At 72.4% G+C, this 24,005-nt stretch carries 21 protein-coding genes and 2 pseudogenes; 12 read left to right on the top strand and 11 right to left on the bottom strand.

What is annotated here, in order from left to right:
- Positions 1 to 10 precede the first annotated feature (10 nt).
- The 7 genes from D0Z08_RS06820 to D0Z08_RS06790 all read left to right on the top strand — a co-directional run bounded on the left by D0Z08_RS06820 (position 11) and on the right by D0Z08_RS06790 (position 7,794).
- Positions 11 to 1,000, top strand: coding sequence for a hypothetical protein (locus tag D0Z08_RS06820; RefSeq protein ID WP_147381352.1), 990 nt, complete (start codon positions 11 to 13; stop codon positions 998 to 1,000).
- Positions 997 to 1,371, top strand: a complete 375-nt coding sequence (locus tag D0Z08_RS06815) for a hypothetical protein (protein ID WP_118923953.1) — start codon at positions 997 to 999, stop codon at positions 1,369 to 1,371. Before D0Z08_RS06820 ends, D0Z08_RS06815 begins: the two co-directional genes overlap by 4 nt.
- A gap of 297 nt (positions 1,372 to 1,668) precedes the next feature.
- Complete coding sequence (locus D0Z08_RS06810) at positions 1,669 to 3,273, top strand: prenyltransferase/squalene oxidase repeat-containing protein (RefSeq protein ID WP_118923951.1); 1,605 nt, start codon at positions 1,669 to 1,671, stop codon at positions 3,271 to 3,273.
- A 6-nt stretch (positions 3,274 to 3,279) separates the two neighbouring features.
- Positions 3,280 to 4,185 carry a hypothetical protein gene (locus tag D0Z08_RS06805; protein ID WP_118923949.1) on the top strand — a complete coding sequence of 302 codons (906 nt, stop codon included), beginning with the start codon at positions 3,280 to 3,282 and terminating at the stop codon, positions 4,183 to 4,185.
- Positions 4,182 to 5,312, top strand: coding sequence for an energy-coupling factor transporter transmembrane component T (locus tag D0Z08_RS06800; protein WP_118923947.1), 1,131 nt, complete (start codon positions 4,182 to 4,184; stop codon positions 5,310 to 5,312). Before D0Z08_RS06805 ends, D0Z08_RS06800 begins: the two co-directional genes overlap by 4 nt.
- Entirely contained in the window at positions 5,312 to 6,949 is a 1,638-nt protein-coding gene (locus D0Z08_RS06795; RefSeq protein WP_118923945.1) for an ABC transporter ATP-binding protein, read from the top strand. Before D0Z08_RS06800 ends, D0Z08_RS06795 begins: the two co-directional genes overlap by 1 nt.
- A complete protein-coding gene (locus D0Z08_RS06790; RefSeq protein ID WP_425454045.1) occupies positions 6,946 to 7,794 on the top strand; it encodes an ECF transporter S component in 849 nt (282 codons plus the stop codon). The genes D0Z08_RS06795 and D0Z08_RS06790 overlap by 4 nt, the downstream gene beginning before the upstream one ends.
- A 67-nt stretch (positions 7,795 to 7,861) precedes the next feature.
- On the opposite strand, the gene D0Z08_RS06785 is transcribed toward D0Z08_RS06790, so the two are convergent.
- The 4 genes from D0Z08_RS06785 to D0Z08_RS06770 form a co-directional block, all read right to left on the bottom strand.
- Entirely contained in the window at positions 7,862 to 9,043 is a 1,182-nt protein-coding gene (locus D0Z08_RS06785) for a PQQ-dependent sugar dehydrogenase (protein ID WP_118923943.1), read from the bottom strand.
- Positions 9,044 to 9,075: 32 nt separating this feature from the next.
- Positions 9,076 to 10,002, bottom strand: coding sequence for an alpha/beta fold hydrolase (locus D0Z08_RS06780; protein ID WP_118923941.1), 927 nt, complete (start codon positions 10,000 to 10,002; stop codon positions 9,076 to 9,078).
- Between the two features lie 68 nt (positions 10,003 to 10,070).
- The gene (locus D0Z08_RS06775; RefSeq protein ID WP_147381351.1) at positions 10,071 to 10,286 is read right to left on the bottom strand and encodes a hypothetical protein; all 216 of its coding nucleotides are present in this window, start codon (positions 10,284 to 10,286) and stop codon (positions 10,071 to 10,073) included.
- 131 nt (positions 10,287 to 10,417) lie between these two features.
- Positions 10,418 to 11,317 carry an EamA family transporter gene (locus D0Z08_RS06770; protein ID WP_245993723.1) on the bottom strand — a complete coding sequence of 300 codons (900 nt, stop codon included), beginning with the start codon at positions 11,315 to 11,317 and terminating at the stop codon, positions 10,418 to 10,420.
- Positions 11,318 to 11,358: 41 nt separating this feature from the next.
- On the opposite strand from D0Z08_RS06770, the gene D0Z08_RS06765 reads away from it, so the two are divergent.
- Together D0Z08_RS06765 and D0Z08_RS06760 are read left to right on the top strand one after the other, a co-directional pair.
- Positions 11,359 to 12,447 carry a WD40/YVTN/BNR-like repeat-containing protein gene (locus D0Z08_RS06765; RefSeq protein ID WP_118923937.1) on the top strand — a complete coding sequence of 363 codons (1,089 nt, stop codon included), beginning with the start codon at positions 11,359 to 11,361 and terminating at the stop codon, positions 12,445 to 12,447.
- Positions 12,448 to 12,452: 5 nt separating this feature from the next.
- Positions 12,453 to 12,914 carry an SRPBCC family protein gene (locus D0Z08_RS06760; RefSeq protein ID WP_118923935.1) on the top strand — a complete coding sequence of 154 codons (462 nt, stop codon included), beginning with the start codon at positions 12,453 to 12,455 and terminating at the stop codon, positions 12,912 to 12,914.
- Positions 12,915 to 12,973: 59 nt separating this feature from the next.
- Here the strand turns inward: D0Z08_RS06760 and D0Z08_RS06755 are convergent, their stop codons facing one another.
- Genes D0Z08_RS06755 through D0Z08_RS06745 form a run of 3 tightly spaced genes read right to left on the bottom strand, consistent with a single transcriptional unit; the run spans position 12,974 to position 16,844 of the window.
- A complete protein-coding gene (locus D0Z08_RS06755; RefSeq protein ID WP_147381350.1) occupies positions 12,974 to 13,246 on the bottom strand; it encodes a hypothetical protein in 273 nt (90 codons plus the stop codon).
- Positions 13,243 to 14,889, bottom strand: a complete 1,647-nt coding sequence (locus tag D0Z08_RS06750) for a hypothetical protein (RefSeq protein WP_147381349.1) — start codon at positions 14,887 to 14,889, stop codon at positions 13,243 to 13,245. The genes D0Z08_RS06755 and D0Z08_RS06750 overlap by 4 nt, the downstream gene beginning before the upstream one ends.
- Before the next feature lie 50 nt (positions 14,890 to 14,939).
- Positions 14,940 to 16,844, bottom strand: coding sequence for a hypothetical protein (locus D0Z08_RS06745; RefSeq protein WP_118923929.1), 1,905 nt, complete (start codon positions 16,842 to 16,844; stop codon positions 14,940 to 14,942).
- A gap of 208 nt (positions 16,845 to 17,052) precedes the next feature.
- Between D0Z08_RS06745 and D0Z08_RS33695 the strand changes: the two are divergent.
- Both D0Z08_RS33695 and D0Z08_RS06735 read left to right on the top strand, forming a co-directional pair.
- Positions 17,053 to 17,472 (top strand): annotated as a pseudogene (locus D0Z08_RS33695) (ATP-binding protein); the annotation flags it as partial.
- A gap of 179 nt (positions 17,473 to 17,651) precedes the next feature.
- A complete protein-coding gene (locus D0Z08_RS06735; RefSeq protein ID WP_245993721.1) occupies positions 17,652 to 19,856 on the top strand; it encodes a helix-turn-helix transcriptional regulator in 2,205 nt (734 codons plus the stop codon).
- 64 nt (positions 19,857 to 19,920) lie between these two features.
- Here the strand turns inward: D0Z08_RS06735 and D0Z08_RS06730 are convergent, their stop codons facing one another.
- Complete coding sequence (locus D0Z08_RS06730) at positions 19,921 to 20,232, bottom strand: antibiotic biosynthesis monooxygenase (RefSeq protein ID WP_182481202.1); 312 nt, start codon at positions 20,230 to 20,232, stop codon at positions 19,921 to 19,923.
- Between the two features lie 176 nt (positions 20,233 to 20,408).
- Between D0Z08_RS06730 and ilvD the strand changes: the two genes are divergently transcribed.
- Positions 20,409 to 22,124 (top strand): dihydroxy-acid dehydratase, encoded by a 1,716-nt coding sequence (gene ilvD / locus D0Z08_RS06725; protein ID WP_118923922.1) that lies wholly within the window; start codon positions 20,409 to 20,411, stop codon positions 22,122 to 22,124.
- On the opposite strand, the gene D0Z08_RS06720 is transcribed toward ilvD, so the two are convergent.
- The 3 genes and pseudogenes from D0Z08_RS06720 to D0Z08_RS06710 form a co-directional block, all read right to left on the bottom strand.
- Positions 22,114 to 22,728 carry a hypothetical protein gene (locus D0Z08_RS06720; RefSeq protein ID WP_118923920.1) on the bottom strand — a complete coding sequence of 205 codons (615 nt, stop codon included), beginning with the start codon at positions 22,726 to 22,728 and terminating at the stop codon, positions 22,114 to 22,116. The two genes, ilvD and D0Z08_RS06720, sit on opposite strands and share 11 nt — an antisense overlap.
- 37 nt (positions 22,729 to 22,765) lie before the next feature.
- Complete coding sequence (locus D0Z08_RS06715; protein WP_118923918.1) at positions 22,766 to 23,449, bottom strand: hypothetical protein; 684 nt, start codon at positions 23,447 to 23,449, stop codon at positions 22,766 to 22,768.
- Positions 23,436 to 23,924, bottom strand: a pseudogene (locus tag D0Z08_RS06710) (RNA polymerase sigma factor); the annotation flags it as partial. The pseudogene D0Z08_RS06710 and the gene D0Z08_RS06715, both read right to left, overlap by 14 nt.
- Positions 23,925 to 24,005: the final 81 nt, after the last annotated feature.

Genomic DNA, 24,005 nt, shown 5'->3' with positions numbered 1-24,005 from the left:
GGAGGTCACCATGGGAGTTCAGACGCGGTTCGGCAGGTTCTGCGTGGCTGTGAGCGCGGGCATCCTCGTGCTGGCGGTCGCGCCGGCGCCGGGAAGTCAGGCGGACGACGAAGGCCGGGGCGAGGGGTCTCCGGTGCCGCAGCGCGCCGAACGATCGGTCCGCGTCACGAAGTCGGGCGTCGTGGTCCAGACGGTGCGGGTCGGTGAGTCAACGGTCACGACGTACGGCCCTGACGCTCCGCCGGTGACGGTCACGCAGCGCGGCAAGTCGGCAACGGCGCGCCTCTCGGTCGAGCCGTCGCCCCGGAGTCGGCGCAGCCTCGATCCCACGGTGTTCGAGATGACGCTCGCCAGTGGCCACTTCAGCCGCGAGGAAGCCTGCGAGTTCGCGAAGGCCATCGACCCGCGCGGGTGCGTGACGTCGGCGACCTTGCGGTCGCGGGAGGTGGCGGCGCCGCGCGACGGACGCCGAACGGCCGCCAGGAGTGACTTCCTGGACACCCGCTGCTGGACGCTCGAGCACGAGCCTGGCGACGGCACGAAGTACAACTACAACTGCAACTATCGGCGCATGGACTTCCTCAACCAGAAGCTCTGGTTGATCTCGAACCGGATGCAGGCCACGGGTTGGGAGGAGGAGGGCGGAACATGCTGTGACTACCTGCAGGGCGTTGGAGTTCGCGCCGAGTACGAGGACAGTGCGGCGCATGCGGTCGAGTGGTCTCCCGGTGAGACGCGCGCGATCGAGGACTCCTGCCGAAGCACTACGACGTCGGTCACCTCGTCACGCACCGGCACCAGTTACTCGGTGACCAACGAGATCTGTCCCGAGGAATTGTCCCCGTGGCACTCGCCGGCGTTCCAGTACTTCGGCGCGAAGTGGACCGGCCCGGGCGCCCCGCACGAGGACCGGCGTGGAGCCATCGCCACCTCCCTGGTCCGCGTTGACCGGCCCGGCACCCGCGCTTACGCGCTCGCGGCGTGGTTGAAGTGGGGGTGACCGACCTGAGCCGTCGGAGCGCGCTGGCCCGCGTGGTCAGTCACCGTACTTTTCCCCTTGTCGTCGCCTTCCTGCTCGGAGCGGCGCTCATGGCTGTCGTCCCACGGCTGAGCGCCGCCGGCGACCCCGGCCTCGAGATCGGCGACTCGTTCGAGGCTCCCGTCGAGACGTACTTCGACGAATCCGGTCCCGAACCGAACGTGATCTGTTTCGAGCGCGAGGACGACAACTGCGGACGTCCGCTCTTCGCCGGCGACGTGGCGCCGGACATCCAACCCGGCGATCGGGTCCGCGCCACGGAGATCTGGCTGCGTGACGACGAGGGCATCAAGTGGCTTGCCTTCTTCGTCGAGCCGGAGGCGGACGCGTAGACCGGCGAGGACGAGCGGGTCCCGAGAGCAGCGGGCGAGGTGCCACGATCCGGTCCGACGTTCGGCTGGATGGTGAGGTTCTCGCCGAGCGGGATTACGCTGCGGGGACCAATCCAATACGCCCGTGGCGGGGGAAGCCGGTCCGAGTCCGGCGCTGACCCGCAACCGTAGGCCGCACTTTCGGGAGTACGGCGAGCCGGAGCACCTGTCGCGGCGCGTCCTGACGCCACGCTGTCGCGGAGTGCAGCGGGTCGGGCCGACGACGGTTCCTACCCGTGCTGCAGCGGGAAGGAAAACATGTCCAGCTCCACCCCTCGCCGATTCGGGACGGCCGTGCTCGGCGGCTCGCTCATGGCCTCCGGCCTGGTCCTCGGTGGGCCGACGCCCGCCTCCCACGCGCACGGCGAAGCAGATCCCGCGCCCGCTGCCCTCGCCGCCGAGTGGCTCGCCGACGAGGAAGCGGCTCTGACCGGCTTCGGCGGTTTCGGTTGGGGCGCCTCGATCGACGTCGCGCTCGCGCTGAAGGCCGTCCCGGGACACCAGGCAGACGTCGACGCCCTTACCGACGCGCTTGCGTCGCACATCGGGGACTACGTCACCGGCGAGAGCTTCGGTGACACGGGCAGCACCTACGCCGGCCCGGCCGCGAAGGCCGCTGCCTACGCGGCTGCCGTCGGCGAGGACCCCACCGCGTTCGGTGGGGACGACCTCGTCACCCGGGTCGAGGGGACCGTGCAGGAGTCCGGCCGCATCGAGGACGTCTCCCTGTACGGCGACTACGCCAACGTGTTCGGCCAGATCTTCGCCGCCCGTGCCCTCACCGACCACGGCAGCCTCGAGGCGCCCGCTGTCGTCGACTTCCTTCTGGACCAGCAGTGCGCGTCGGGCGGGTTCCGTCTCGACTTCACGCGCACCCCCGACGGTGACCCCAACACGCCGGATCCGGCGACCGACGCCGGATGCGCCGACGACGCGAGCTCGGTGTCCAACGTGGATGCGACGGCGCTCGCGGTGGTCACGCTGGAGCCGCTCGCGGCATCGGACACCGGGATCGCCGCTGCCCTCGAGGACGCCGTGGCGTGGCTCGTGGCCGAGCAGCGCCCGAACGGATCGTTCGACGACGGCGACCGGATCGGACCGAACGCGAACAGCACCGGTCTGGCGGGCAACGCCCTTCTCGCCGCGGAGCAGCACGAGCCGGCGGAGAAGGCGGCGGCATGGCTGCGCAGCCTCCAGTTCAACGGCACCCGCTGCGACGGCGCGGCGAAGCCGGAGATCGGTGCCGTCGCCTACGACGGCGCGGAGCTCAGGGCCGCCTTCGACGGCGGCATCGTGGACCGCGCCAAGGCGGCGCGCGTCGTGTCGCAAGCGATCCCCGCCCTCCTCGCCGCACCCGAGAGCGAAGAGTCCCTCTCGTTCAGCGCGCGGCCCTTCCTCAACGGAGGCGGCAAGGCTCGGATCCGCGTGACCGGGCTCGCCCACGGCGAGCCGGGCTGTGCCGGTGTCGGCCGGTTCACCGACCGCGTGGTCGGCGACGCGGACGGCCGGGTCGTCGCTCTGGTCCGGGTGCCGAACCGCACCGGGTTCGTGCCGCTGGCGGTCGACAGCGCTGACAACTCCGTCGGCGCCGAGTGGGTCGCTCTGGCCGCCAAGGATCTTGACTTCGTCCGTCGCGCAAGGGTCGCCCGCGGCGGAGAGCAGCGCGTCGTCGTCACCGGGCTCTGGTCGGGAGAGAGGGTGGTCGTCCGTCAGGACGGTGACGTGGTCGAGCGAGGCAGGGCCACGACCCGTGGCCGCTTCGTTGCTGTCTTCCGCGCTCCCCGCGCGACCGGACGCCACCAGCTCAAGGTGGTCGGCCAGTTCGTGGACCGGGTCGGCCGCGCGTCGTACCGCGTGGGCTGATCGGCGATGATCCGTACGACGCTCTCGGCGGCTACCGCAGTCCTCGTGGCTGCGGTGGCCGGCGTCGTGGTTCCGGCCGGCGAGGCCACGGCCTTCGCAGCGGCGCCCGCGTGCAGCGGCGACACCGGTGTCACGGTCATCGTCGACTTCAACGAGCTGGGCGGCGGCGTCACTGCCGCCTGCGACCCTGACGGTGCGGGCAAGTCCGCGTCGGAGGTCTTCGACGACACGGGCTACCCGCTGGTCTTCGCCCAGCAGGACCCGGGGTTCGTGTGCCGGGTGTCGGGGAAGCCGGCCGACAGCCCGTGCGTCCGCACCCCGCCAGCGACGGCGTACTGGAGCCTGTGGTGGTCCGACGGCGAGTCCGGCCGGTGGTCCTATGCGACCAGCGGGGTCAACGTGCTCGAGGTACCCGACGGGGGCTTCGTCGCCTTCGCCTGGCACCAGGGCCAGGACAACGCCGCCCCGCCCGACGCCAGCCCGACCCGGTCGGACCCGGAGCCGACCGACGACGGCGGCAACGGGGGCAATGACGGCAACGGCGGCGGCAACAACAACGGAGGTGGCGGGCAGAGCGATGACGGTGGTGGCCAGTCCACCGCCGGCACCGTGACCACGTCCGCGCCGACGGACACGTCCGAGGCCACCGCGAGCCCGACCGACGCGAAGTCGCCGGGGGAGGGGAAGAAGCGCCGCGACCGTGAGCGCGACGACCCGTCGGCGTCCGCGACGTCGAGCAGCGCCGTGCCCGGTGCCGGCGAGATCACCGCGGGACCGCCGGAGAGCGACCTCGGCACCGACGCCTCAGCCGACGACGGCGGGGCCCTCCCCACGTGGATCGGGCTGGGGCTCGCCGTACTCGTGCTCGGTGCCGCGGCGCTGGTGACCCTGTTGCGCAGGCGCCCGGAATGAGACTGCCGCGTGACCTCCACCCGGTCGCCTGGTGGTGCTGGGCGGTCGGTCTCGCGGTGGGCGCGTCGTGCACGACCAACCCGTACCTCCTCGGGCTGTTGCTGGCGGTCGCGACCATCACCGTGTTCGCCTGCCGCGGCGACCAGCCGTGGGCGCGGTCGTTCCGGCTCTACCTCTGGCTCGGCCTGGTCGTGCTGGTGATCAGGGTGCTGTTCCGGGTGCTGGTGGGCGGCAACGACGCGGGCCACGTGCTGCTCTCGATGCCCGAGATCCCGCTGCCGGACTGGGCCGCAGGCATCAGCCTGCTCGGCCCGTTCAGCCGCGAGGAGCTGCTCGCCGCGATCTATGAGGGCCTGCGGCTCGCGACGCTGCTCATCGCGGTCGGCGCGGCCAACGCGCTCGCCAACCCGAAGCGGCTGATGAAGTCGATGCCGCCCGCGCTCTACGAGGTCGGTACGGCGATGGTCGTGGCGATCACGGTCATCCCGCAGCTGGCCGACAGCGCCCGGCGGGTGCGCGCGGCGCAGCAGCTCCGGGGCGGCGAGCGGGGCCGGGGTCATCGGGTACGCAGTGTGCGGCGTCTTCTTGTCCCGATCCTCGAGGACGCCTTCGAGCGGTCGCTGTCGCTCGCGGCCGGCATGGACGCCCGCGGCTACGGCCGCGCCGGTACGGCGACCGCGGGCCAGCGCCGCAGCACCGGCGCGCTGATGATCCTCGGCCTGATCGGCATCTGCGTCGGCGTCTATGCGTTCCTCGACTCCACCGCGCCGCGGCTGCTCGCCTGGCCGATGCTCGCGCTCGGTCTGGTTGCTGCCCTGGCGGGCTTCGTGCTCGCCGGTCGCCGGGTGCAGCGGACCCGCTACCGGCCCGAGCGCTGGCACACCACCGAGGTGCTCGTCGCGCTCTCCGGCGTGGTCGTCGGCGCCGGTCTGTGGCTGGTGCAGCGCGGTGAGCCGCTGGTCGCGCACCCGGGCGTGCTCGCCGTACCGGAGCTGAGCCTCGTCGCCGTCGTCGCGATCCTCGTCGGCATCGCGCCGGTCTTCGTCGCGCCGCCGCCGCTGACCGCGCGGAACCGGGCGCCGGTCGCGCCGGAGCCCGCCGAAGAGCCGGCGAAGGTGGCTGCGTGATGTTCGAGCTGCGTGAGGTCACCTTCCGGTACGGCGACCGGCCGGTCCTCGACCGCGTCGACCTGGCGATCGACCACGGCGAGCTCGTGCTGCTCGCGGGGCCGACCGGCGTCGGCAAGTCGACGCTGCTCGGCGTGGTCGCCGGCCTGGTGCCCGCGTTCACGGGTGGCACCCTCACCGGCGACGTGGTCATCGACGGCGAGAGCGTGCTCGACCGGCCGGCGCGGGAGCGGGCCCACGTCGTCGGCTACGTCGGCCAGAACCCCCCTGCCTGGTTCGTCACGGACACGGTCGAGGAGGAGCTCGCCTTCGGCATGGAGCAGCTCGGGCTGGCCGCGCCGACGATGCGCCGACGGGTCGAGGAGACCCTCGACCTGCTCGGCATCGCCGATCTCCGGCATCGCGACCTCCGGACGCTCTCGGGCGGTCAGCAGCAGCGCGTCGCGATCGGCTCCGTGCTGACCACCCACCCGCGGCTGCTGGTGCTCGACGAGCCCACGTCCGCCCTCGACCCGACCGCAGCCGAGGAGGTCCTCGCCACCCTCACCCGGCTGGTCCACGACCTCGGGGTCTCGGTCCTCGTGGCCGAGCACCGGCTCGAGCGGGTGGTCCCGTTCGCGGACCGGCTGTGCCTGCTGGGCGCGGGCGGACAGCTGCGGGTCGGCGACCCGGCCGAGCTGCTCGTGGACTCGCCGATCGCCCCGCCGCTGGTCGAGCTCGGCCGGCTCGCCGGCTGGTCGCCGCTCCCGCTCACCGTGCGGGACGCGCGTCGTCGTACTGCTGACCTGCGCGCGCGGCTCGGCCCGCCGCCGGTCGTCGTACCTGAAGTTCCGGCCCCGGAATCGACCGAAACAGGGCCGGAAGTTCAGGTACGACGCTTGCTGGTGACCCACGGGTCGGTGCCGGCGCTGCGTGACGTCGACCTGTCCCTGACACCGGCGACGGTGACGGCGTTGATGGGGCGCAACGGTGCCGGCAAGTCCACGCTGCTGTGGGCGCTCCAGGGGCGGTACAGCGCGACCCGTGGCACGGTCCGGGTCGCGGGGAAGGACCCGCACCGGCTGAAGCCGGACGCGCGGCGCCGGGCCACCGGACTGGTGCCCCAGAGCCCCGCCGACCTGCTCTACCTGGAGACGGTGGCGGAGGAGTGCGCGGCCGCGGACCGTACGGCGTCCGCCGCCCCCGGCACCTGCGCCGGACTCCTCGAGCGGCTGGCCCCTGGCATCGACCCGGCCGGTCACCCGCGCGACCTCTCGGAAGGCCAACGGCTCGCGCTCGCGGTCGCGATCGTGCTCACCGCCGGTCCGCCGGTGCTGCTGCTCGACGAGCCGACCCGCGGGCTGGACTACCCCGGCAAGCACGCGCTCGCGGAGATCCTGCGCGGCCTCGCGGCCGACGGGCGCACCATCCTGGTCGCCACCCACGACGTCGAGTTCGTGGCCCAGGTCGCCGACGAGGTGGTCGTGCTCGCCGAGGGCGAAGTGGTGTCGAGCGGCACGGTCCGCGACGTCATCGCCGAGTCGCCGGCCTTCGCGCCGCAGGTGACGAAGGTGCTCGGGCCCGGCTGGCTGCGGGTCGACGAGGTCGCCGCGGCACTGGCGTCCAGCGATCCGACCGCAGCCGAGGTGCCGTCGTGAGCGCGGTCGACCAGCGGGTCGCCGTACCTCTCCGGCTGCGGTCCGCCGTCGTCCTCGGGCTCGCCTCGCTGATCGGGCTGATGATGCTCGGCTGGCCGTTGCTGCTCGAGGCGGACCCGACCCAGCGGGTGGATCCGCCGTTCCTCTTCCTCGGCCTGCTGCCGGTGATCCTGGCCGTCGTGCTCGCCGAGATCAGCGAAGGTGGCATGGACGCCCGGGTGCTCGCGATCCTCGGCGTGCTCAGCGCCGTCAACGCGGTGCTGCGCGGGGTCAGCGCCGGTACCGCCGGCCTGGAGCTCGTGTTCTTCCTGCTGATCCTCGGCGGACGGGTGTTCGGGCCGGGGTTCGGCTTCGTGCTCGGCTGCACGTCGCTCTTCGCGTCGGCCCTGATGACCGCCGGCGTCGGTCCGTGGCTGCCGTTCCAGATGCTCGTCGCGGGCTGGGTGGGGATGTTCGCCGGACTGCTCCCGCGGCGGGTGTCGGGTCGCTGGGAGATCGTCATGCTGGTGGCGTACGGCGTGCTCGCGGCCTATGCCTACGGGCTGCTGATGAACCTCTGGGGCTGGCCGTTCATCCTCGGCATCCAGGTCCCCGGTCAGGACTCGACCGATCTCTCGTACGCGCCGGGTGCGCCCCTGCTGGAGAACCTGCACCGGTTCGTCGTCTACACGCTGCTCACCTCCACCGGCGGCTGGGACACCGGCCGTGCGATCACCAACGCGCTCGCCATCGCCCTGCTCGGCCCCGCCGTGCTCACCACCCTGAGGCGGGCGGCGCGGCGGGCACGGGTGGAGCGGCGGGGTGCAGTTTCATCAAGGGATGTTGCCGGACCGACACTTCCCTAGGGGTGCACGCCGTGGGAGGTCCAGGTTCACCGACATCCCTTGATGAAACTGCAGGTGTTGCCGTTGCCTACGGCTCGACCACCAGGATCCGGTCGTCCTCGGCAGCCGGGTCGCCCCGCCCGTCGTGGTTGCTGGTGGTGAGCCAGAGCCGGCCGTCGGGGGCGACGACGACGGTGCGGAGCCGGCCGAAGTCGCCGGTGAAGTACGGCGTGGGCTCACCCGCGCTGCCACCGTCGACGGGGATCTGCCACAGCCGCTCGCCGCGCAGCGCCGCCATCCAGAGGTGGCCATCCAGGTAGGCCAGCCCCGAGGGCGAAGCCTCGTCGGTCGGCCAGGTGAGCTCGGGGTCGTGGAACTCGGGTTCGCCGCCCTCGCCCTCGACGGTGGGCCAGCCGTAGTCGTCGCCGGCCTCGATCAGGTTGAGCTCGTCGAAGCTGCTGGAGCCGAACTCGCTCGCCCACAGCCGGCCGTCGTCGTCGAAGGCGAGCCCCTGCACGTTGCGGTGGCCCCAGGACCACACCTCGTCACCGAACGGGTTGTCCGGCGCCGGCTCGCCCTCGGTGGTGATCCGCAGGATCTTGCCGGCGTACCCGCTGCGCTCCCGGGCCAGGTCGTCCTCGCCCGTCTCGCCGGTGGAGACGAAGAGGAAGCCGTCCGGCCCGAACTCCAGGCGCCCGCCGTCGTGGATGAACCCGCCGGGGATCCCGGTGAGGATCGGTTCGGTCTCGCCGAGCTGCTCGCCGGAAAGCTCGGCACGCACGACCCGGTTGTCCTCGGCCGTGCAGACGTAGAAGTAGAGGAGGTGGTCCTCCTCGAAGTCGGGGGAGACGGCCACCCCGAGCAGCCCGGCCTCGCCCTGCGGCGCGGTCTCGGGGATCCGACCGACCTCGACCACCTCGCCTTCACCGGCACCCTCCGCAGGGGTGATCACCAGCACCCGGGCGGTGTCGCGCTCGGTGACGACGGCGCGGCCGTCGGGGAGGAAGTCGACGCCCCACGGGACAGCGAGCCCGCTGGCCATCGTCGCGACCACCTCGGCCCCGCCGCGCTGGTCACCGGTCCGCCCGTCGGAACCGTCCGGACCGCCGGACCCGTCAGACCCGCCGGACCCGTCGGACCGGTCCGTGGGCCGGTCGGTGGCCGTGGGCGACGTCGTACCGTCGGCGTCGCCCTCCGGCTCCTCGCCACCGCAGCCGGCGAGCAGAGCCGCGGCCGCGACGAGGGCGACCGCCGTACGTCGGGCACTCATGGGTCGACCCTAGACGGGTAGATCCAGACGGATCACGCAGCGGTGACGCCGACCTTCTCCAGGAACTCCAGCAGCAGCTCGTGCACCAAGTCCGGCTGCTCGAGCTGGATGAAGTGCGATCCGCGGAGCTCGATGTAGTCGGCGTCCTTCAGCCGCGCGGCCGCCGTCGCCATGTCGCGGGCACCGGCGAGAAGGTCGTACTTCGGTGCGATGAAGCGCGCGGGCACCTCGATGCCGCTCAGGGAGACGCGGGCGTGCTTGGAGGTGCCGAGCGCGATGTGGGCGTACCACTGGACCGGGGTCTTGATGAACTCCTCGATCCCGATCGCGGCGAGCTCGGGGTCGGCGACCGGGAACATGAAGCCGCTGTGCGTGATCAGCGCGATCGCCCGCGGCCCGATGGGCAGTCGGGTCGTGATCGGGCTGACCGCCCACCCGGTGAGCTTGCCGAGGCGGCAGGCGCTCACGGTGATCAGCCGCGCGATCGGGTGGGGAAGCCGCAGCGGCGCCAGCATGGTGCGGAAGGTGTCACCGGGGACACCGGCGACCGCGAACAGCCCCGCCACCCGCTCGGGGTGCCGGACCGCGAGCTCGAACATGGTGTTGACGCCCATCGACCAGCCCATCAGCACCGCGCGGTCGACCCCGAAGTGGTCCATGACGGACAGCCCGTCCTCGACGAAGTGCTCGATCTCGACGTGTCGCTTGTCGGCCGGGCGCTCGGAGCCGCCGACGCCGCGGTGGTTCCAGGAGACGACCCGGACCCCGCAGTCGGGGTCGAGCAGCGCGGGCCACATGTAGGCGTTGGTGCCGAGGCCGTTGCACAGGACGACGGTCGGTCCGTCGATCACGCCGTCGGGGTCGTTGGTCCACGCCCGGACGTGGGTGCCGTCGTCGGACAGAATGTCGTGGAACGACACCACTGCGGTCTCGGTGGCATCCGGGGTGGAGGTGGGCATGCTCAGATTCTGCCCGAGCCGGCGCCGATCCTGGGTGTGCCCTGCCGCATACCGCCCGCTGGGCGCGCTCAGGCGTTCGCGACGACTCCCGGCGCAGGCGCAGTCCCGGTAGCCGGATCGCGACGGGAGGCGGACAGTCTGGCAAGGTACGACGCCACCTCCTCACGCTCGGCGCGCCGGCGGGCGCAGGCGGTGAGGGCGATCATGGCGTTGCGGCGGGCTTGCTGCTGCGACGCGACCGGCCACTCGGCGATGGCCTGGCCGAGCCGGAAGAGAGGGCGCATGGAGGGGAACATGGCATCGCTCCGATGGGGGGAAGATCGGGGGGTGAGGACAAACTAGCGGCGGTCGTCTCGCCAGCGCATCACCGTCGTGTGACATGCCGGTGAAAAGATGCTCAGTGCGAGGCTGCGCCTCACGGCACCGGCGGTGGCGAGGGCGCCTCGTCCGGGGCGGCGGCCCGGGTGGCCCCGACGCTCGCCGCGACCACGAACCCGATCGCAGCCCACTGCACCGCGCTGAGGTGCTCGCCGACGACCAGCAGGCCGGCCAGCGCGGCGGCCGCCGGCTCGAGGCTCATCAGCACGCCGAACAGCGCGGGCCGCAGCCGGCGGAGCGCGATCAGCTCACAGCTGTAGGGGATCACCGAGCTGAGCAGACCGATCGCAGCGCCGAGCAGGATGATCCGCGGGTCGACGAGCGGGTCGCGGTCGATGGGGACGAGCGCCGGCGACAGCAGGAGTACGGCGACGACGCTGGCGACCGCGAGTCCGTCGAGCCCCTCCCACCGCCGCCCCGTGTGCGCGCTCAGCAGGATGTAGCCGGCCCAGGAAGCGCCCGCGACGAACGCGAACGCGACGCCGACCGGATCGAGGTCGGCCCGCTCGACGCCGAGGAGGAGGACCCCGATCGCTGCCAGCCCGACCCAGGCCAGGTCGCGCGGCCGGCGCGACCCGAGGACCGCCACCGCGAGCGGTCCGATGAACTCGATGGTGACCGCGATCCCGATCGGGATCCGGCTGAAGGACTGGTAGATGGCCCAGTTCATCAGCGCCAGCGAGACCCCGAACCCGAGCACGGTCAACCAGTCCCGGCGGTCGCGGCCGCCGAGCCTCGGCCGGGCGATGAGGAGCAGCAGCAGTGAGCTCGAGGCGAGGCGCAGCCACACCATGCCCGTCGGGGAGATCTCGTCGAAGAGGTTCTTGGCGACACCGGCGCCGAGCTGGACCGACGCGATGCCGATGAGCACCAGGCCGATCGCCGTACCCCGACCGGAAAGTCGGGTGTCGGAGACCGATGACATCGTGGGCGTCACTCGGTCAATCTAGGAGCAGCCACCGAGCAAGGGAGAAGCGGATGGGCACTGTCCTGATGGTCGGCACTCGCAAGGGATGCTGGATCGGTCGTTCCGACGACCAGCGCGACGAGTGGACGTGGAGCGGTCCGCACCACGACATGGAGGAGGTCTACTCCTGCATGGTCGACACCCGCGGTGCGAGTCCACGGCTCTTCGCCGGTGCCTCGTCGAGCTGGTTGGGCCCCCAGGTCCGCTGGAGCGACGATCTCGGCGCGACCTGGCAGGAGACCCCCGGCGGCGCGATCAAGTTCCCGGAGGGCAGCGGCGCCACCGTCGAGCGGGTGTGGCAGATCGTTCCGGGCTGCGAGGACGGCGTCGTCTACGCCGGCACCGAGCCGGGCGCGGTGTGGAAGTCCGTCGACGGCGGTGCGACGTTCGCCCTCGAGGAGGCTCTCTGGAACCATCCCCAGAAGCCGGAGTGGGGTGCCGGCTTCGGCGGCCAGGCGTTCCACACGATCCTGCCGCACCCGACCGACCCGGACTCGGTGACGGTCGCGATCTCGACCGGCGGCGTCTACCAGACCACCGACGGCGGCGCATCCTGGGCGCCCCGCAACCAGGGCATCCGCGCCGACTTCCTGCCCGAGGACCAGCGCTACCCGGAGTTCGGCCAGTGCGTGCACAAGGTGACCCGCCACCCGAGCCGGCCGGAGCGGCTCTACGTCCAGAACCACGGCGGTGTCTACCGCTCCGACGACGAGGGCGGGTCGTGGAAGTCGATCGGCGACGACCTGCCGAGCGACTTCGGGTTCCCGATCGTCGTGCACCCGCACCGCCCCGACACCATCTACGTCTTCCCGCTGGGCGGCGGCGACGGCCGCTACCCGCCCGACGCGAAGGCCCGGGTGTGGCGCTCGGACGACGCCGGCGAGTCCTGGACGCCGTACGACGAAGGCCTCCCGGACACGTTCTACGTCGGCGTCATGCGCGATGCCATGTGCACCGACAGCCACGACCCTGCGGGGATCTACCTCGGTGCCCGCAACGGCGCCGTGTGGGCGTCGACCGACGACGGCGCCACCTGGCGGCAGATCGTCAGCAACCTTCCCGACGTGATGTCGGTGAAGGCCGGGACCTGGAAGGACTGACGGGCATGGGTGCGTTCGAAGTGACCAGGAGCCAGTGGGTGGATGCGCCGCCGGAGGCGGTCCGCGCCCAGGTCGTCGACTTCCGGCGTTGGCAGGCGTGGTCGCCGTGGGAGGAGCTCGACCCCGACCTGGAGCGCGACTACACCGGGCCGGAGAGCGGCGTCGGCGCGCACTACGCCTGGTCCGGCAACAAGAAGGCCGGGATCGGCTCGATGGAGATCACCGCCGTCACCGACGAGCGGGTCGACCTCGACCTGCACTTCGAGAAGCCGTTCCCTGCGGACAACAAGGTCTACTTCGAGCTGCCCGCGATGGACGGCGGCACCCAGGTGACGTGGGGGATGCGGGGCGAGACCAAGGGCTTCTTCGGGCTGTTCACGAAGGTGGTCCCGATGGACAAGCTGGTCGGCAAGGACTTCGCCAGGGGGCTCCAGCAGCTCAAGGCCGAAGCCGAGAGAAGCGGCTGACCGGCGCCGTACCCCACACTGACGGCGCCGGCCAACCGCTGGCCGGGGTGCTGCTACTGCTACTTGGCGACCACCAGGCCGTCGATGATCACCGGCTTGTTGTCGCTGGTGACGATGATCTTGACGGTGCCGGTCTTCACCACCGGGAACTTCGCCACGTTCACGACCCTGCGCTTGGCCTCGCCCTGGAGGCTGAACGTGCCGAGCACCTGCCCGGCGAAGGTGACCTTGACGGTGCCGCTGTTGAGCGTCTTGTGCACCACGATCGCCAGCCGCTTGGCGTGCACGCCCTTGCGGGTCAGCGTCCGGCCCTCCACGTTCGTCCGGGTCACGGTGTTGAGGAAGTGGCCCTCGCCCACCGCCTGGGTCCAGCCCGTGCCGCCCAGCTTGCGGTCGTCGAGCGGGACCGTGTTGCACCGCGGCTGGGAGGTGGCGAAGTTGCCGACCGTGTCCTGGGAGCGGACCTGGAAGCAGTACGTCGTGCCCGGCGCGGCCGGGTACGTGACCTCGTCACCGGTCGCGTTGTCGACGATGAGCGTCGGGCGCCGTGGCCCGCTGCGTTCCAGGGAGCCGTGGTCGCGTAGACGTCGACGGTCGGTGCGATCTGCGACAGCGAGTCGTGGACGGACCAGCCGACCTTGAGCTGGTCGGTCGTGGAGATCGCCCTCGTCGGCTTGACCACCTTGGTGACCGGGCCCGAGGCGTCGAGGAACTCGGCGTGGACCAGGTTGTTGCCGGTGCCGACCACCACGACGTTGCCCTCGGCGTCGGCGTCGACGGCGTACTGGCCGATCGGGAGGCTCGGCCCGGCGTCATGGTTCTGCCACGGGGCCTGGAACCCGCTCGCGCGGTGCCACACGCGCAGGGCGGAGGGCGTCGACGAGATGACGGTGCGGAGGTCCTGGTCGGTCAGCACGGTCTCCGGGTGCTGGGGGTTCGCGGCGACCGGGTCCTGCAGCACGGCCGGTGCCGAGAAGGCGCCTCCGGCAGGGCGGACCGCGTAGTCGATCCCGCGGCCCTCGTTGCCCATGGTCTCCCACGCGACCAGCACGTCGCCGTCGGCGTTGGCGGTCACCGAGCCGTTGTTCGCGCTGAGGTCGGTGTCCGACAGCACGGTCGACTGGCCGGCCGCGCCGTTGGCGCCGATCTCGACGGCTCGGACCACGTCCGGCGTGCCGTTCTGCGTGCCGACGACGACGCCCGACCCGTCTGGCCGCAGCGCGACCGAGGAGTCGGCAAGGGGGGAGTTGGTCACGACCTTGACGGCCGGTGACCAGCTCGTCGAGCCCCCGAGGCGGCGGGTGGCGTAGATGTCACCGCTGCGGGCGAAGGAGACCAGGACGTCGCCGTCGGCGTTCGCGGCCAGGGCCGGTGCGAACTCGTCGTCGGTCCCCGAGTCGATCGGGCTGGACGTCACGCTGCCGACCTTCGGCCAGTCCGACACGAAGGCGGTGCTGTCGAGACCGTGGGCGATCCGGTAGGTGACGACCGCGTGCCCGGAGTCGTCGACCGCGACGTCGTGGAACAGCGTGTTGTCGCTGGGCGTCGGGACCAGGTTGGTCATCGGGCCCCACGTGCCGGCGCTGAGCCGCCGGCCGTCGACGACGATCAGGTCCGGTCCGCCGCCCGGGTGCTCCCAGGTGACGACCGCGTCGCCCTTCGGGTTCGCGGCAACCCGGACCTGGCTCGCGTCCTGGCCGGCCGGGCTCAGGACGGCCGGGTTGCCCCAGTCGCCGTTGACCGCGCGGGACACGTAGACCCGGTCGATGTCGCCGGCCGGGACGGTCCAGGCGGCGATGGCGTCGCCCGGACCGGTGCTGGCCACGTCGAGCGACGTCGCCGTACCGAAGACGCCGCCGTTGATGGCGCCGGAGTCGATCCACGCGACCGCGCCGGCGGAGCCAGGTGCGGCGAGGGTGAGGGTGCCGGCGGCGACGGCCGCGGCGGCGACTGAGGTGAGCATCTGCTTACGCATGGGTCATGCCTTTCGAATGAGAGGGGGTGTGTCCGAGGTGGGGGCGGTCGTCACTTGGCGACGATCAGGCCGTCGATGTTGACGGGCTTCCCGGTGGCGCTGGTGACCCTGATCGTCAGCGTCCCTGCCTTGACCGCGGGGAAGCTGGCGAGGCTGATCTGCTTCTTCTTGCCGGTGCCCTGGAGGCTGAAGCTGCCGAGGACCTGGCCGTCGAAGATGACCTTGACGGTCCCGCTGTTGGCGGTCTTCTGGACCAGCAGGGAGAGCCGCTTGGCCTTGACGTTCGTGCGGGTCAGCACGGCGCCGTGCTGCTTGGTGGTCGTCACCGTGTTCTTGAAGTGGCCGGTGCCGGTCGCCCGGTTCCAGTTGTCGCCGACCAGCGCCCGGTCGTCGAGGGGCACCGTGGTGCACCGCTGGGGAGTGGTGGTGAAGTTGCCGGCGGCGTCAGAGGTGCGGGTCTGGATGCAGTACGTCGTGCCGGTCGTGGCCGGGACCGTCGCCTCGTTGCCCGGTGCGTCGTTGACGACGACCTGCGGGGTGGTGAAGACCGTCTTGTTCCACGCGACCGACGAGGCGTACACGTCGGTGCCGGTCAGGGCGGACAGCGAGTCGGTCGCGGTCCAGCTGACCGGGATCGACTTGCCGATCGTCGCGAAGGCGAGCGCGTTGAGCGTCGCCGTCGGGCCGGCGGCGTCGAAGAACCGTCCGTGGATCCCGCCGAGGGGCTTGAAGCCGAGCTGGATCGCGTTGCCTTCCCGGTCGACGTCGACCGCGTCGTCGGCGTGGTAGCCGTTGCCGCTGTAGACGGGCACGAAGGGCTGCACGTTGTTGGTCTTCGTGTGGGTCACGACCTGGCCGTTGCCGCTGTGCTGGATGACCCGCAGGCCGCTGTCGGAGATGCGGGCCGTCGGGTCGGCGGCGTTGGGCATCGTGCCCGTCAGCACCTGGGCCGTGCCGGGGTAGGCGTTGTTGGCGGCACTGGCGTAGCGGACGGTCGTCGTCCCGTCCTTGTGCGAGGCCCAGGTGAACAGGGCCGACCCGGTGGCGTTGATGTCGACGCTGGGGTCGGAGGCGAACTCGTCGGTCGGCGACAGGGGCTCGGCGGGCAGGGCGGTGCCGTCCGGCAGCACCCGGCTGGTCTCGATGACGTAGGCGTCGCTGTAGACCGCGGCGTAGATGACCTGGCCCTGGCCGTTGTCGCTGATCGCGACCTCCGGGGACGCCGCGACGTTGCCGGAGTTGCTGGTGCTGTCACCGAGGTTCCAGCCCTGGCCGGGCGTGCGCCGTACGACGGTGACGACGTCCTCGGCGAGTCCGCTGTAGGTGTAGGCGATGAGCGCCTCACCCTTCTTGTTCACGTCGAGGGAGGGGCCCCACGAGTCGGCCTCGGAAAGGGTCTGGGGAGCGCCGGGCACCTGGCCCTCCGGCCACTCGGTGACGAGGAGCTTCTGGGGGGTGGCGTCAACCTCGTCGACGGACGCGGTGGCGATCACCAGGCCGTTGGCCGCGATGCCGATGTCGGCGTTGCCGACGATGTCGCTGCCGGCCGGCGTGAGCAGCTGCTGCCCGAGCCAGGCGGTCGAGCTGAACTGCCGGCTGGCCCGGAGCCGGATGTCCCCGGAGACGTTCTCCTCCCACCCGACGACGGCGTCACCGTTGCCGTTGGCCCCGAGGACCAGGCCGGTGGCGTCGACGTCACCGCGGACCTCGTCGTGACCGACCCAGGCTCCGTCGACCGCGGTGTACGCGTGCACGGCGCCGTTGATGATCGCTGCCGCGACCGCGTCGCCGGGACCGGTCGAGACGACCTCGACGTCGGTCGCCGCGCCTGCGGGGAACGGGATCTGCGTGGTCGGCTTCCAGGCGGCGCCGTGGGTGGGGGCGGCCGGGAGGCCGATCGAGAGAGCGCTCGCGCCGAGGATGGCGGCGGTCGCACCGAGGATCTGCTTGCGCATGGGTCTGCCTTTCGTGGAGGGCGGCCCTTGTCGCGGGCCCTGTGGGGAGGTGACTCCACCGTCGTTGTCGGGCGGGGTCCGCCACATCCGCAAGCACCACGCAACCAACGCTCGCGACTACGTATCCACGGCTTCCGTACCTCAGTAGCGCCTGCGCATCTACGATCAGGCCGTGCGTTGTCCGGTCCTCGTCTCCCGGACGGACGAGATGGCACGGCTCCGGGATGCCCTCGCCCTGCCCGGCTCCGGTCACGGTGGGGTGTGGGTGCTGCGCGGCGAGCCCGGCGTCGGCAAGTCCCGCCTCGCCGCCACCGTGCTCGCGGAGGCGGAGGAGGCGGGCATGGCTGTTCTCGCCGGTCGCGCCGTCCGCTCGGCCGCGCCGATGCCGATGCGGCCGCTCGGTGAGGCGCTGCTGGCGTGGCTGCGCACGGGTTCGGTGCCGGAGGACCGGCGGTTGGCGCCGTACCTCCCTGCCCTGGGGCGGCTCGCGCCGCAGCTCGGCACGGCGCCCGACGACGGCGGGTCGTCGGTGATGCTGGTCGGGGAGGGGATGCTGCGGCTCGCCTCGGCGCTCGATGGTCCGGGAGCGCTGCTGCTGGTCGAGGACCTGCACTGGGCCGACCCCGAGACCCTCGGCGTGCTGGAGTACGTCGCCGACAACGTCCGCGACGTACCGCTGGTGGTCGTCGCGACCACCCGTCCGTACGACGCGCCCGTGGTCACCGAGCTGGTCGGCGCCCTGCAGTCGCGGGGTGCGGCCACCCCGATCGAGCTCGCCCCTCTCGACGAGGACGAGGTGGCGCCGACATGCTGGGCGCGTGCCTGGGCAGTGCTGTTCCTGACGGGCTGGCGGAATGGGTGCTCCGGTTCTCCGCCGGCTTCCCGCTGCTCGTCGAGGAGGTGCTCGCCGACCTGCAGTCGTCCGGGGGCCTCGTGCAGGAGGGTGCCGCCTGGCGGCTCACGGCGGAGCCGTCAGCGACCGTGCCGCCGTCCTTCGCGCGCTCGGTCGAGACCCGGCTCGACGCCGTGTCGCCCACTGCTCGCGAGGTGGTGGAGGCGGCGGCGCTGCTCGGCACCGACTTCGACTGGCAGGTGGTCGGTGCGGCGCTCGGCCTCGACGACCGCACCGCCGGTACGGCGATCCGGGAGCTGCGCCGCGAGCGGCTCGTGGTGCCCGACGGCGACCGGTTCACGACCCGCCACGCGCTGACGAGGGAGGCCGTGCTCGCCACGGTGCTGCCCCCGGACCGGCGCCGCCTCGCGGCGATGCTCGCGACGGCGGTCGACAGTCTCGGCGCCGAGCGCGACGCGGGCTCGGAGCAGGCGCTGGCAGAGCTGTTCGAGGCGGCGGGCGACGGTGCGAGAGCGGCCGAGCACTGGCTGGGGGCAGCGCGCCACGCGATCGCCCGCGGCGCCCTCACGAGCGCCCACGAGGCGCTCGCACGCGCAGCGGCCCAGCCCGGCGCCGCCCTCGACCTCGACATCCGTGAGGCCGAGGTCGAGGTGCACGCGCTGGCCGGCGACATCCCCCGCGCCGTGACGGCGGCCGAGAGCCTGGTCGAGGAGCTGGTGGCGCTCGGTGACGAGGCCGATCGGCTGGCCCGGCTCCGGCTCCGGCTGGCGAGGGCGCTGCTCGTCGGCGGCCGGTGGGACGAGGCGGAGGAGACCCTGGCCCAGGCCGCGGGCGACTCCGCCCTGGTCCACGTCCTGGAGGCCCGGTTGGCCCTCGGCCGGGAGCAGGAGGACCTCGCGGTCGAGCGGGCCCGGGCCGCGCTGGAGCAGGTGGGGACCGATCGGCCCGAGGTCGCCTGCGAGGCGTGGGAGATCCTCGGCCGGGCGGCTCGCGGGCGAGACGTGGTCGAGGCGGAGGCGGCGTTCGAGGAGGGGTTCCGGCTGGCCGACCGCAGCGGGCTGGTGCTGTGGCGGTGCCGGCTGCTCGCGGCGCTCGGCGCACTCGACATCGTCCAGCGCCGCCCCCACGACGAGCGGCTGGTGGCCGCCAGGAGCGCCGCGCTGGCCGCTGGTGCGATCGCGACCGCCGCCCGGGTCGAGCTCGACCTCAACATGCTGCGCACCCGCTACTTCGAGCTCGACGAGGCGATGGCCGCCATCGACGTCGCGATCGAGATGATGGGCCGGCTCCGGCTGCCCGACCTCTCGCTCGCGCTCATCGTGCGCGCCCTGACCCACGGGCTGATGGGCCGGGACGACGCCATGGCGGCCGACCTGGCCGCCGGCTTCGAGATGCCCCACGACGAAGGGGCTTTCGCGGTCGTCGTGCCCGGACACGTCCTCGGCCCCGTCGCCCTCGCCCGCGGGCGGTACGACGAGGCGCGCGAGCACTGGGTCGCCGCGATCAAGGCCGCCCGCAGCTACCCGTCGTTCCCGTTCTCCACCCGGGGGCTGTGGGCCCTGCTCGAGACGGTGCTCGACACCGCCGGCGACGGGGGAGCGGCCGCCCGGGAGGAGATCCGCAACGGGCCGCAGGCCACCTCGCCGTACAACCACTTCGTGCTGCGCTACGCCGACGCTGTCGCGTTGGGCCGGGCGGGGGACAAGGAACAGGCGGAGCGGGTCTTCGCCGACGCCGAGTGGCCGTTCCCGGGCCGGGAGCCGTGGATGGAGCTGCACGCCCGGGGGCTCGTCGCCCGCGCCGCCGCCGCGGACGGGTGGGGCGCCCCCGAGCAGTGGTTCCGGCAGGTCCTCGACGGGCTGGTCGACTTCGGGCAGACGGAGGCCGCCTCCGCGTGCCGGGTCGCGATGCGCGAGGCCGGGATCGCCGTACCCCGCCGGGCGGTGGGCAGCGACCGGGTGCCCGCCCACCTCCAGCGCATCGGCGTTACCGCGCGTGAGTACGACGTGCTCGAGCTGGTCGTCGACGGCCTCCCCAACAAGACCATCGCCGACCGCCTCTTCCTCTCGGTCCGCACCGTCGAGACCCACGTCGCACGCCTGCTCCAGCGCACCGGTGCGGCCGACCGCGGGGAACTCGCCGCGCACCTGGCGGGCTGAAATCGGCATAGTCCCTGACGTTCCTGTCGCGGATCGCCGGATTTCACGACAGAAACGTCAGGGACTATCTCTCCAGCCGCAGCCCCGGACGCGGGGCGAAGTCCAGGTCGGCGACGGTGTCGACGCGGCCGACGTTCCACGAGCGGGCGGGGTTGGAGGGCAGGGCGAGGGTGGCGCGGGCGACCTCGGCGGCCTCGGGTTCGCTCTCGAACTCGACGGTGATCGTGCAGTGCTGGCGGTCCTCGGCGAGGAACCAGTGGCTGGAGACGAAGCCCGGTTGCTGGCGCATCCACGGCGCCATCTCGAGGCGCAGCAGCCGTACCACCTCGTCCGCGCGGTCGGGATCGAGATCAAGGCTGATGAGGAGTGTCGTCACGGTGGTGCGCCCCCGGTCCTGTTGTGCTGGATGTCCACCCTCAGATTCGCGGGTGGGCAGGCGACGTACATCCGTACTGACTACCGATACAAGATTTGACTACCTGGCGCCCCGCTGCGGGGCCGCTCGGCGGACAGGGGCGGAGGACGAGCGGCCACCCCGACTACCCTCGACGCATGGCTCGACCGACTGATCAAGGCGCCGACTCCTCGGGCTCCCAGCCCGACATCAAGCCCCGCTCCCGCGACGTCACGGACGGACTGGAGCGGGCCGCGGCCCGCGGCATGCTCCGCGCCGTAGGCATGGGGGACGACGACTTCGCCAAGCCCCAGATCGGCGTCGCCTCGAGCTGGAACGAGATCACCCCCTGCAACCTGTCGCTGGACCGGCTCGCGAAGGCCGTGAAGAACGGCGTCCACGCGGGCGGCGGCTACCCGCTGGAGTTCGGCACCATCTCGGTGTCCGACGGCATCTCGATGGGCCATGAGGGCATGCACTTCTCGCTGGTGTCGCGCGAGGTCATCGCCGACTCGGTCGAGGTCGTCATGCAGGCCGAGCGGCTCGACGGCTCGGTGCTGCTCGCCGGCTGCGACAAGTCGCTGCCCGGCATGCTGATGGCGGCGGCCCGGCTCGACCTGGCCAGCGTCTTCCTCTACGCAGGCTCGATCATGCCGGGCAACGTGGACGGCCGCGACGTGACCATCATCGACGCGTTCGAGGCCGTCGGTGCCTGCCTGGCCGGCAAGATCACCCGCGAGGAGGTCGACCGCATCGAGCGGGCGATCTGCCCGGGTGAGGGCGCCTGTGGCGGCATGTACACCGCCAACACGATGGCCTCGATCGGAGAGGCGCTCGGCATGTCACTGCCCGGCTCGGCCGCGCCGCCGGCCGTCGACCGGCGCCGCGACGGCTTCGCCCACAAGTCCGGCGAGGCGGTCGTCGAGCTGCTCCGCCGGGGCATCACGGCCCGTCAGATCATGACCAAGGAGGCGTTCGAGAACGCCATCGCCGTCACCATGGCGCTCGGTGGCTCGACGAACGCCGTCCTCCACCTGCTCGCGATCGCCCGGGAGGCCGAGGTCGACCTGCACCTCGACGACTTCAACCGGATCGGCGACAAGGTGCCGCACCTGGGCGACCTCAAGCCGTTCGGACGCTACGTGATGAACGACGTCGACAAGGTCGGCGGCATCCCGGTCGTGATGAAGGCGCTGCTCGACGCCGGCCTGCTGCACGGCGACTGCTTGACGGTGACCGGTAAGACGATGGCGGAGAACCTCGCCGACATCGCCCCGCCGGAGGTCGACGGCGACATCATCCGTGCCATGGACAAGCCGATCCACAAGACCGGCGGTCTCACCATCCTCAAGGGCACTCTGGCGCCCGAGGGCGCGGTCGTGAAGAGCGCCGGCTTCGACGAGTCCACCTTCACCGGCACGGCGCGCGTCTTCGACGGCGAGCGGGCGGCGCTCGACGCCCTCGCGGACGGCAAGATCCAGCCCCGCGACGTGGTCGTGATCCGCTACGAGGGCCCCAAGGGCGGCCCGGGGATGCGCGAGATGCTCGCCATCACGGGCGCGATCAAGGGCGCCGGCCTCGGCAAGGACGTCCTCCTGATCACCGACGGCCGGTTCTCCGGCGGCACGACCGGCCTCTGCGTCGGACACATCGCGCCGGAGGCCGTGGACGCCGGCCCGATCGCGTTCGTCCGCGACGGGGACCCGATCACCCTCGACGTCGCCAACCGGACCCTCGAGCTGCACGTCGAGCCCGAGGAGCTGGAGAAGCGCCAGGAGGGCTGGGCGCCGTTGCCCCCGAAGTACACCCGCGGGGTGCTGGGGAAGTATGCCAAGACCGTGCAGTCCGCGGCGCTCGGAGCCGTCACCGGCTGAGCCGGCGCCGCCAGACGAGCACGCCGGCCCCGAGCACGACCGCGACGAGAAGGCCGGCGGGCACGAGGACGTCGTACGGCGTGCCGGGGTCGTCCCGGCTCTCCGCCGCCTCGGCCTCGGGTGCCGCCGGCTCCACGACGGCGACGGCAGCAGGCGAGGGCTCCGCGCCTGCGCCGAGCGCGACCAGCTGCTTCCTCAGTGCCGGTGTCCGCACCCAGCCGCCGGCTCCCTCGACCGGGAGGGAGAGGAAGTGCACCCACGCCCCGCCCTCGGCGAACGGGTAGGCGTGCTGGACGGCCCACCGGCTGCGGCCGACCGTCCACGTCAGCACGTAGCGGGGCCCGAGCTGCTCGGCAGTCAACGGGGACGACGGAGCGAGCCGGCTCCCGTCCCAGTGGTGGCCGATCAGCGCCGCTTCGGAGAGGGTCCCGACGTCGATGTCGCCGCCCCGCTCGGTCCAGCCGAAGGCCGCGTCGACTCCCGGGCCGGAGACGTGCACGTCGGTCGGTCCCTTCGCCACCGCCGGGGAGGCGGTTGCGGCGAGGAGCAGCGCCAGGAGCAGGGAGAGTACGGCGAAGCGGGCCGATCGCAGGGAGGTCCTCATGCAGTGACTACCCCGCCGGGCGCGGTGCGGTTCCCGCTCAGCGCACGGAGCGTGCGATCGCGGTGGCCCCGGCCACGTCGAGCCCCTCGCCCTCGAGGCGGAACGTCACCCCGCCCGACTCCCAGACCAGGCTGCGACCCGCCAGCCGCGCCGTCATCGGCACCTCGTCGCCGTCGCGGTCAACGTAGGTGAGGTCGTGCGCTGCGCCGATCCAGAACGCCCGGGCGCCCGCGACCCGGACCACCTCGGCGCCCGTCGTACCCACCTCCTTCGAGAACACCGGCCCGAGCCGGCCGTCGAACTGGTCGAGCAGGACGCCGTCGCGCCAGCTCATGGACACCACCCGGCCGTCGTCGGCGACCGTCACCTCGTCCGGCGGCCCGAGCCGGGCCGGGACTCCGACCGCGAAGTCGACCGCGGCCCGTGCGTCGGCCACCGAGGCGGGCTGCGGGTCCGGGAGCGGGGATCGTGGCTCCACCGGTGCGTCTGGGGTCTCTGACGAGATCTCGATCCCGGCCACGCCCAGCAGGTCTGCCGCTGCCGCCCGCACCTGCGGCACCAGCAGGGTGGAGGCAGCCGCCGCGGCGACCACCGCCGCGACCACCCCACGGCGGTTCCGGGGCCGGCGCTCGTCGAGCCGGGCCAGCACCCGCTCGGGCAGGTTGGGCTCGAGGTCCGGCGCGACCCGGTCCGCCAGCGCGGCGAGCTCACGCTCGATCATGGCTCACCTCCATCTCGGTCAGCTCGGCGCGCAGCCGCGCCAGCGCCCGGGAGGCGCGCGACTTCGCCGTACCGTTCGGGATCCCCAGGGCGGTTGCGGTCTCCGCCTCGCTGAGCCCGAGCAGCCACCGGCACACCACGACGTCGCGCTCGGCCGCCCGCAAGGACCGGACCGCGGCCAGCAGGGTGCGCTGCCGCTCGGCCGCGAGCGCGTCGAGGGCGGGATCCGGCCCCTCCCGCAGCTCCAGGGCGCGGAGAGCCAGCGCGTCGCGGCGCTTCCGGCCGCGCACCGTGTTGCGGGTCTGGTTGGCCACGATCCGGATCAGCCACGGCCGGAACGGTGCCTCCGGCCGGAACCGGTCGAGTGCCTGCCACGCCTTCACGAACGCCTCCTGCACCACATCGTCCGCATCGGGTCCTGCGCCGAACCAGGCCGCCGCCCGGGTCGCGGCAGCACCGTGCCGGGCGACCAGGTGCGCGAACGCGTCCCGGTCACCCGCCTGGGCGCGGCGTACCGCCTCGGTCTCGTCCGTCGCTGGCTCCGGTCCTGGTGGCTG

Source organism: Nocardioides immobilis (assembly GCF_003515065.1).
Classification (GTDB): Bacteria; Actinomycetota; Actinomycetes; order Propionibacteriales; family Nocardioidaceae; genus Nocardioides; species Nocardioides immobilis.
Note: the sequence above shows the minus strand (reverse complement) of the source record. Positions and strands in the feature narration are given on the sequence as shown.